Raw genomic sequence first — 8,766 nt, forward strand, 5'->3', positions numbered from 1 at the left:
CGCGGATCCGCTCGTCGCCCAAAAGCGTGGCGGCAAGCGCGTGCGCAACGCGTCCGCGCTTGCCGCCTTCGGGTCACCGCGTTTCGATCAGAACAACGTCCGCAGGCTCAGCCCGGCGCCGAAATTGTTTGCCTTGCCGCCGAACGTGAGCGGCCCGTTCGGATCGTTGATCGATGCCGCGACGAGATGGCTGTGATCGACTTCTAGGTAAACGTCCGTCCGCTTGCTCAGGATGTAGTCGGCAATGCCGTAGACGGATTGAACGGTACCGTTCTTACCCGGCCCGACGTTGTTCGCGTGATCGTAGGCATAGGCGGCGTAAAAGCGCCACTGCGCGGCAGGCTGATACGAGACGCCGGCATGGACCAGGACGTCGTCGCGCGCGGCCGTTTGGGCGCCGAAGGCCGTCGTGGCATTGCTGACGATGCTCGTGTTCTCGAGCGGGCCGTTGGTGGCCGTGTTAGGCGCAACCGAGAAGCCCGCATCGCGCCGTGCATCGATGCCGTACAGATAGAGGCCGACGGGGCCCCACGTATAGGTGCCGCCGAGCGAGCCGATGAGCAGCTTGTGACCGCCGCCGTCCTTCGATTCGGCGCCGGCCAAACCGACCTTGCCGCCGGTGAAGTTGTAGATGACCGAAGCCGTCGTCGTACTGCCCGCCGACGTGCTGCCGGGCTGGCCACCGAACGAGTGCTGTACCGTCAAGGCAACCGGCCCGAACTTGTTGCTGTACTCGGCCGTATTGTCGAAGCGGATGCCGGTGAGGAACAACGTCCAATCCACCGCATTGACATTACCGCCGCCGATCGGATCGAAGTTGGATGCGTAAAAGCTGTAAATGCCGCCATACTGTCGGCCGAGCTTCAGCGTGCCGTAGCTGTCGTTCTGCAAGCCGACCCACGCGAAGCGGCCGAACAGTTGCCCCTGCTGATCGAACTTGCCGGTGCCGACGTTGTAGCCCGATTCGACCTGGAAGATCGCATGCGTGCCGTTGCCGAGATCCTCGCTGCCTTTCAAGCCCCAGCGCGTGCCGTTGATCGCGCCTTCGTTGAGCCCCACCACGTCTCCGCTAGCCGACGTTTGAACTCGGACGGATTCGTCGATCAAGCCGTACAGCGTGACGCTCGATTGCGCGTAGGCTCCGCAGCAAATCAGGGCTAACCCCGCTCCTGTGATTAGCTTCTTCATCAATTGTTATCCTTTGTAGACCGATTTGATTCAACAACGATCGATTGGCATGGTCGTATCCGGAAGCGGGACTGCCCGCGCCGCCGGAACATGCTGCATGTCGCGCGAGGACGACACGCTGGCGAATTCTTATGCGATGCGGGTGATTGGTCGAACAAGAAAATTAAATTGCACGCATAAGAAATTCGTATGGCCTGCGGCGCTGCCGGCCGTCGATCGGTCAGTGCGATCGACGAGCGTCGGTCGTCGGCGAACCGCAAGGTCCGAAGCAAGCCCAGGAGTTAGGCCAGAGCGAGTGTGGAGTAACGCGCCGCTCCGAGATGGGCACAACGCGCCGAGTCGTGCAGAATGTCCGTCTATGAGAGGCGGAGGGCGACGCGTGGCCATCAATTTCGATTTAAACGACCTGCAGGCATTCCGCGCGGTGGCCGAACTCGGGAGCTTCCGCAAGGCCGCGGAGTCGGTCAGCATCTCGCAGCCGGCCTTGAGCCGCCGCATCGATAAGCTCGAAGAAGCGCTCGGCGTGCGTCTGTTCGAGCGCACCACGCGCAGCGTCGCACTGACTACGGTTGGCCGCGTGTTCGCGCGGAGCGCCGAACAACTGCTCGACGATCTCGACGCCGCGCTGCTCGGGATCCGCGATGTTTCATCGAGCCGTCTGGGTCATGTCACCATCGCTTGCGTGCCGTCGGTGGCCTATTACTTCTTGCCGAACGTCATCTCGACCTTTCGTCGCCGTTTTCCTCGGATCCGAGTCAAGCTGCTGGATTCGAGTGCCAACGATGTCCTTGCGGCCGTCATGAGCGGCGAGGCGGATTTCGGCGTGAGCTTCATGGGGAGCCAGGACGCGGAGGTCGAGTTCAAGGTCCTGTTGCAAGAGCGTTTCGTCGCCGCTTGCCGTCGCGATCATCCGCTCGCACGCAAGAAGCGCGTGACCTGGAACGAACTCTACGAGTACGAGTATGTGTCGGTGGACAAGACCTCGGGCAATCGCTTGCTGCTCGATCAGGCGCTATCGGCCGTGGCGCCGCGCGCGCCGAGCGTGTGCGAGACGCGCCACGTCACGAGCATGCTGGGATTAGTCGAAGCGGGGATCGGTGTCGCCGCCGTGCCGTCGATGGCCATGCCCGCACTCGATCATCCCGTTCTCACGAGCGTGCCGCTCGTCGATCCGGTGGTCAAGCGACGCGTGGGCATCGTCAGACGCCGCGGACGGCCGCTCACGCCGGCCGCCCAGGAGTTTCATCGAGCGATTGTCGAGATGAGGCGCGGCAAGCTCGAAAAGCGCGACGCGCCGAGCGATGAAACGCCGGCGAAATCGCCGCCGCGTAAGAAGCCTCAATGATCGGAAACGGGATCGAGCCCGGTCGATTTCACTTCTGCTTGTACACCGGGTGAAGCCAAATAGTCGAGCAGGGCTTTCGCTTCCTTCGGATGTTGTGCGTGTACAGGAATGCCGGCGGCGAAGCGCGTGACGGACTGTAGCGATTCGGGAATTTTTCCGACGAAAGTCGCCCCTTTGACCGGCAGTAACTCGCTCACCTGCTGAAAGCCGATTTCGTAGTCTCCGTTCGCCACCTCCGAGGCCACGGGAATCCGCGGGATCATCGTCGCCTTCGGTTTTACCTGATTCTCGATGCCGAGCTTCTTGAATAACTCTCGCTCGATATAAACACCGCTCGCACTGTCCGAGTAGGCAATCGACTTCGCGTGGAGCAGCGTCTGGCGTAGGCCTTCTTCCGTACTGATATCGGGCTTTGTCGCGCCTTCGCGTACGACCATGCCGATGCGCGAATCGGCCAATTCGACGCGCGATCCGGGGATGACTTTACCTTCCCGGATCAATCCGTCGAGTGCGTAACCGACCATGATGACGGCGTCGGCCGGCTCGCCGCGTTCGAGCCGGTTGGGGATCGCTTGGGGCGATTGGCCCATCGACGGCCCTAGCGCTGTGTCGAGCGTATTGCCCGTTTCGGACGCGAACTCGGGGCCAAGCTTCTTGTACGCCGCGGTGAAGCCGCCGGAGGTCATGACGTGCAGGTCGGCGGCTTGCACGTTTGCCGTCGCGGCCGAGGCGGCGACGAGCGCTGCCGTGCAGAGTTTAAGAAGCAGGTTTTTCATGGCCGGTGTCGTATCGGAGTCGGTGTGAGGGCGGTATGCGCAAGTGCAAGCGAATCGGAATCAGCGCGCCGGCGTGAGCGCGGCTGCGCGAGGGCGATAGAGCGCGAAGGTGGCAATCAGCGCGCACGCGGCGGCGAAGCTCATCCAGTATCCCGGTGCGGCTTTGTCGCCGGTCATATGAATGAGTGCCGTCGAGATCGCCGGTGTAAAGCCGCCGAATACCGCGGTCGCGAGGCTATAGGCGAGCGAGAAGCCCGCGACGCGTACCTGTTCGGGCATGACTTCGGTCAACGCGACGATCATCGCGCCGTTATAGAGGCCGTACATGAACGAGAGCCAAAGCAGCACGAGCAGCATGTTCACGAAGCTCGGCGCATGCGCGAGCAGCGAGAGCGCCGGGTACGCGGTCGCGATGTTGAGCACCGTCATGGCGATGAGCAGCGGCCGGCGGCCGATCTTGTCGGAGATTGCGCCGCCGATCGGGAGCCACACGAAGTTGGAGAGCGCGACGCACAACGTGACGAGCAAGCTATCCGCGGTGCTCAAATGCAGGACGGTCTTCCCGAACGTCGGTGCGTAGACGGTGATGAGATAAAAGCTCGCGGTCGTCATCGCCACCAACATCGTGCCGGCGAGCACGGCGGCCCAGTGCTGAACCAGCGTGCGGAACACTTCGCTCATGCTTGGGCGATGCCGGCGTGCTTTGAACGCCTGCGTTTCTTCGAGATTGCGGCGCAACAGGAAGATGAACGGCACGATCATGCAGCCGACGAAGAAGGGGGCTCTCCAGCCCCACGCGGCGATCGCCGTTGCATTGAGCGATTGATTGAGCGCGAAGCCGAGGCCAGCGGCCACGACGATGGCCACTTGCTGGCTGGCGGACTGCCAACTCGTGAAGAAGCCCTTGCGGCCGGGTGTCGCCATCTCGGCGAGATACACCGACACGCCGCCCAATTCCGCGCCCGCGGAGAAACCCTGCAACAGTCGTCCAATGAGCACGAGCGCGGGCGCGAGAAGGCCGATCGTCGCGTAGCCCGGGACGAACGCGATCAGGATGGTGCCGCTCGCCATGATGGAGAGCGTGACGATCAGGCCTTTGCGACGGCCCACGTCATCGATGTACGCGCCAAGCACGATCGCGCCTAAAGGCCGCATGAGAAAGCCGGCGCCGAACACGGCGAACGTCATCATCAACGAAGCGAATTCGCTTCCGGCAGGAAAGAAGACGCGGGCAATTTGCGTCGCATAAAAGCCGAACAGAAAGAAGTCGAACTGTTCCAGAAAATTTCCGGCCGTTACGCGGAAAACCACCGCGGCCTTCGAACGTCCCCGCGAAAGGGAAGAGGGGGAGGGGTGCATCGATGTGTCTCCTGAAATGCCGAAAGGCGCGAATGGACGCTCTTCGTCGTTTCAGGCATGTTCGCCGGTGATCGGCGCAACGATAAGTGCAATGTTTCGAACGATTGATGCGTTACGATTATCAATCGAAAGATCGCTTTCGCCAGGGTACTGGGTCGAACGCCGCTTTCGCGGCTTCCAAGAATACGCGTTGACGGATCGTCAGACCCTGACGCGTGGGCGTGAGGGCGATGACCGGCGCGGGCTCGAGACGCCATGCCGGCAACACGCGCTTGAGTTTTCCCTGCGCGATCAGTCGTGCGCAATCCCATTCGGATCGCGCGACGACGCCGAGGCCGTCGACCGCCCAATCCCTCACCACGGTGCCGTCGTTCGACGACAACGTGCTGTTCAATCGAACCGTCACGGCTTTGCTCACGCGTTTGCCGGCGGCATCGTGTCGAGTGAAACGTAGACGGGTCACGTCTTCGTCGTTCTCTCGTAAGCTCAGGTAAGCGTGCCGCGTCAGTTCGGACGGATGCTTGACGCTGGAAAGGCTGCGCGCCAACGCGGGGCTTGCGCAAAGGAAGCGGTCGTTCGGCGCCAGAAAATGGCCTACCCAGGACGACCCTTTGATGTGCCCGATGGAAATGACGGCATCGGCACCGGCCGCCGCTGCCAGCGGGCTTTCCACCAAGATCAGCGAAATCGCGAGATGGGGGTGGGAGCGATGCAGGTCGCGCACCAGCGGAGCGATGTATTCGCGGCCGAAGCCGAACGGGGCCACGACGCGTAAATGGCCGCTCACGCCGCTCGACTCGCCGGAGAGACGGGACGGGAGCGACTCGATCCGCTCGAGGATGTCGATCGCTTCCTGTACCAGCCGCTGGCCTTCGTCGGTGAGCGCAATGCCCCTCGCCGCGCGCGTGGCCAGCCGCATCCCCACGCGCTCTTCGATGCGCTGTAGCCGCACTGTGACGGCCGGCGGCGTGAGATCGAGCAGCCGTGCCGCCGCGGCGAGCGATTGCGACGCGCCTAGCGCACGCAGCAATTGCAGGTCTTCGAGTTGGAGCATTAATCGCTCATGAATGACGAATGCGACCGATATTAAACGCGAAAACCTATTTTTTCTATGGGATCACGAACGGGGGCAAGGCCGAAGACCGGCGACGATCGAAACGGATGCGCTACTCCGCGTCTTGTTTCAGCGCGCCACTGATCCAACGTTCTTCCGACGCCATGAGATGCGCACGCATCGCCGTTTGCGCGGCAATCGGATCGCCAGCCTGCAACGCTTTCAACACAGCTTCATGCTCCTGCACGGCAGCCGTCCACGTTTGGGCGCTCTCGGTGTGCCCTCGCATCGCCGCCGCGATCGGGTCGTGCCGACTATCGAATAACTCTCCCAAATAGCGGCTGAGTACCGAATTGCCTGCGGCCTCCGCAATCAGCATGTGAAACTGCCGATCCGCCTCGACAGGCGATTTGCCGGCAGCTGCCAGCCTACGCATCCGCTCGATCGTGCGACGCAACCGATCCAGCATGGCGGCCGTCATATGCGCCGCGGCAAGCACGACGATGCTTCCCTCGATCGTCGCGCGCGCCTGCATCAATTCCGACGGACTGTCGCCCAACGCGCCGACCGTGCCGGTGGCGTCCTCGCTCGCCTCGCAGACATAGACGCCCGATCCCATGCGGATCTCCACCTGACCGCCGATCTCCAGCGCAATCAGCGCCTCGCGCAGCGATGGGCGCGACACGCCCAGCTTCAGCGCAAGCTCGCGTTCGGGCGGCAAACGTTCCCCCGGCGGAAATTCGCCTTGGCTGATCAAGGCCAGGATTTGAGTGGCGACGGATTGGTAAAGCCGCTTGGGTTCTGTCGATTTCATCGTATGAGTGGAAGGGGCGCTGCGTGGTGCCGCTCGGTCTGCGTCGAAGTCTAGCACGAAGGCTCGAAACCATTGCCCCATAAGAGTTTGGCCGATCTCTCGGGGTTTTCACTATTGGTAAGATCGCTTGCGATGAACGAACATTGGCTTGACCAAAAGAGAGATTTTGGCTTTAATCCACATAAATTGGACTGACCGCATGCACGGTCGGCCGTTCATAGGAGACGAAATGCCAGTGCCTCGCGGTTCGCCAAACCTCGCGGTTGCCGATCGGGCAGCGCCCGGGCGGGAGATCTTGCGCCTCGAAGGCGTCGTGAAGCGCTTTCCCGGTGTCGTCGCGCTCGATGGCATTCAGCTCGACCTGCGGGCGGGGGAAGTGCATGCGGTCTGCGGCGAGAACGGCGCGGGCAAATCGACGTTGATGAAGATCATCAGCGGCCAGTATCAGCCCGACGAAGGCACGATCCGCTATCGCGATGCGTCGGTCCGTTTTAATTCGACGTCGGAAGCGCAAGCGGCGGGCATCGCGATCATCCACCAGGAGTTGAACCTCGTCCCGCATTTGAGCGTGGCGGAGAATCTCTATCTCGCACGCGAGCCGAAGCGCGGACCGTTCGTCGATACGCGCAAGCTCAACGCCGACGCCGTGCGTTGTTTGCAGCGAATCGGCCTGAACGTCGCCCCGACTACGCTGGTCGGCACACTCTCGATCGCGCAACAGCAGATGGTGGAAATCGCGAAGGCGCTGTCGTTCGATTCGAACGTGTTGATCATGGACGAGCCGACGTCGTCGTTGACCGAATCGGAAACCGTCCAACTCTTTCGCATCATTCAAGAGCTGCGCGCGGCCGGCGTCGCGATTCTTTATATCTCGCATCGTCTCGACGAGATGGCCCAGATCGTCGATCGCGTCACCATCTTGCGCGATGGCCGGCATATCTCGACCGACGATTTTGCCGCGCTGACCGTCAACGACATCGTCGCGCGCATGGTGGGTCGATCTCTCGACGATGCGTATCCCGCCCGGCAATCCATCCCCACGCAAGACGTGCTGCTGCGTGCGCGGGATCTGCGCCGCGAAGGCGTGTTCGGCCCCGTGTCGTTCGAATTGCATCGAGGCGAGATTCTCGGCTTCGCGGGCCTCATGGGTGCGGGGCGTACCGAAGTCGCGCGTGCGATCTTCGGGGCCGATCGATTGGACGACGGAACGGTGGAGCTGCTCGGACACTCCGTCTCGATCCGTTCGCCGCGAGAGGCGATTCGTCATGGCATCGCGTACCTTTCGGAAGACCGCAAGCAGGATGGGCTCGCACTCGGCATGTCCGTCGCCGCGAACATCACGCTGTCGAACGTCGCCGGCATTTCGTCTCGTACCGGGTTTTTACGTTTCGACGACGAGACGGCGATCGCGAACCGTTATGTGCGTGATCTCGCCATTCGCACGCCGTCCGTCGATCAGATCGTTCGCAACTTATCGGGCGGCAATCAGCAGAAGGTCGTGATCGGCAAGTGGCTGTACCGAGGATCGAAGATTTTGTTCTTCGACGAGCCGACGCGCGGGATCGACGTCGGCGCGAAGTTCGCCATCTACGGCTTGATGGATCGGCTCGCGGCCGACGGTGTCGGCGTCGTGCTGATCAGCTCGGAGCTGCCCGAGCTGTTGGGGATGACCGATCGGATCGCCGTTTTTCACGAAGGCCGAATCACGGCCGTTCTCGAAACGAAAAAGACCAGTCAGGAGGAGATCATGCACTTTGCTTCGGGGCGTACCCATGCTTGAAATGACATCGGATCGTAGCCAAGCCACGGATCGCTCGTCGCGACAGCGACGCCGCGACCTCATTCAAAAGTTTGCCGCGCTAGGGAGTCTCGTCGCACTCGTGATCGCCTTTTCGGTGTCGAGTTCGGCATTCTTTTCGGTCGGCAACATGATGACCGTCAGTTTGCAAGTCACGTCGATCGCCTATCTCGGCGTGGCCGCGACCTGCGTGATCATCACGGGCGGTATCGATTTGTCGGTCGGTTCCGTACTGGCGCTGGCGGGCGTGTCGGCGGCCTTGCTCGCCAAAGCGGGCGTGCCGGTGCCTGTGGCCATGCTGTGCGGCGTGCTCGTGGGGGCGCTGTGCGGCTACGTCAACGGAATCTGCGTGACGCGAATGGGGCTGCCGCCGTTCATTGCGACGCTCGGCATGATGCTCGTCGCGCGCGGCCTCGCCTTGCAGATCACCGG

The 8,766-nt window shown here is 62.1% G+C and carries 8 protein-coding genes; 3 read left to right on the forward strand and 5 right to left on the reverse strand.

Going from position 1 to position 8,766, the window contains the following annotated elements; translation table 11 throughout:
- Window positions 1-87: 87 nt before the first annotated feature.
- Window positions 88-1,188, reverse strand: coding sequence for a porin (locus ACTHN9_RS25940; protein ID WP_440539679.1), 1,101 nt, complete (start codon window positions 1,186-1,188; stop codon window positions 88-90).
- 379 nt (window positions 1,189-1,567) lie between these two features.
- Here ACTHN9_RS25940 and ACTHN9_RS25945 point away from each other — a divergent pair, with 379 nt between their 5' ends.
- Window positions 1,568-2,533 carry a LysR family transcriptional regulator gene (locus ACTHN9_RS25945; RefSeq protein WP_440539680.1) on the forward strand — a complete coding sequence of 322 codons (966 nt, stop codon included), beginning with the start codon at window positions 1,568-1,570 and terminating at the stop codon, window positions 2,531-2,533.
- On the opposite strand, the gene ACTHN9_RS25950 is transcribed toward ACTHN9_RS25945, so the two are convergent.
- The 4 genes from ACTHN9_RS25950 to ACTHN9_RS25965 form a co-directional block, all read right to left on the reverse strand.
- Window positions 2,527-3,309, reverse strand: a complete 783-nt coding sequence (locus ACTHN9_RS25950; RefSeq protein WP_440539681.1) for a substrate-binding domain-containing protein — start codon at window positions 3,307-3,309, stop codon at window positions 2,527-2,529. The genes ACTHN9_RS25945 and ACTHN9_RS25950 overlap by 7 nt on opposite strands.
- A gap of 60 nt (window positions 3,310-3,369) precedes the next feature.
- The gene (locus ACTHN9_RS25955; protein ID WP_440539682.1) at window positions 3,370-4,668 is read right to left on the reverse strand and encodes an MFS transporter; all 1,299 of its coding nucleotides are present in this window, start codon (window positions 4,666-4,668) and stop codon (window positions 3,370-3,372) included.
- Between the two features lie 121 nt (window positions 4,669-4,789).
- Window positions 4,790-5,722, reverse strand: a complete 933-nt coding sequence (locus tag ACTHN9_RS25960; protein WP_440539683.1) for a LysR substrate-binding domain-containing protein — start codon at window positions 5,720-5,722, stop codon at window positions 4,790-4,792.
- 112 nt (window positions 5,723-5,834) lie between these two features.
- The gene (locus ACTHN9_RS25965; RefSeq protein ID WP_440539684.1) at window positions 5,835-6,536 is read right to left on the reverse strand and encodes a FadR/GntR family transcriptional regulator; all 702 of its coding nucleotides are present in this window, start codon (window positions 6,534-6,536) and stop codon (window positions 5,835-5,837) included.
- 229 nt (window positions 6,537-6,765) lie between these two features.
- On the opposite strand from ACTHN9_RS25965, the gene ACTHN9_RS25970 reads away from it, so the two are divergent.
- Together ACTHN9_RS25970 and ACTHN9_RS25975 are read left to right on the forward strand one after the other, a co-directional pair.
- Window positions 6,766-8,316, forward strand: coding sequence for a sugar ABC transporter ATP-binding protein (locus ACTHN9_RS25970; protein WP_440539685.1), 1,551 nt, complete (start codon window positions 6,766-6,768; stop codon window positions 8,314-8,316).
- Window positions 8,309-8,766: ABC transporter permease (locus ACTHN9_RS25975; RefSeq protein WP_440539686.1), on the forward strand; the 458-nt coding region annotated here is incomplete at its 3' end. The genes ACTHN9_RS25970 and ACTHN9_RS25975, both read left to right, overlap by 8 nt.

This window comes from Trinickia sp., assembly GCF_051953405.1.
In the GTDB taxonomy this organism is placed as follows: domain Bacteria; phylum Pseudomonadota; class Gammaproteobacteria; order Burkholderiales; family Burkholderiaceae; genus Trinickia.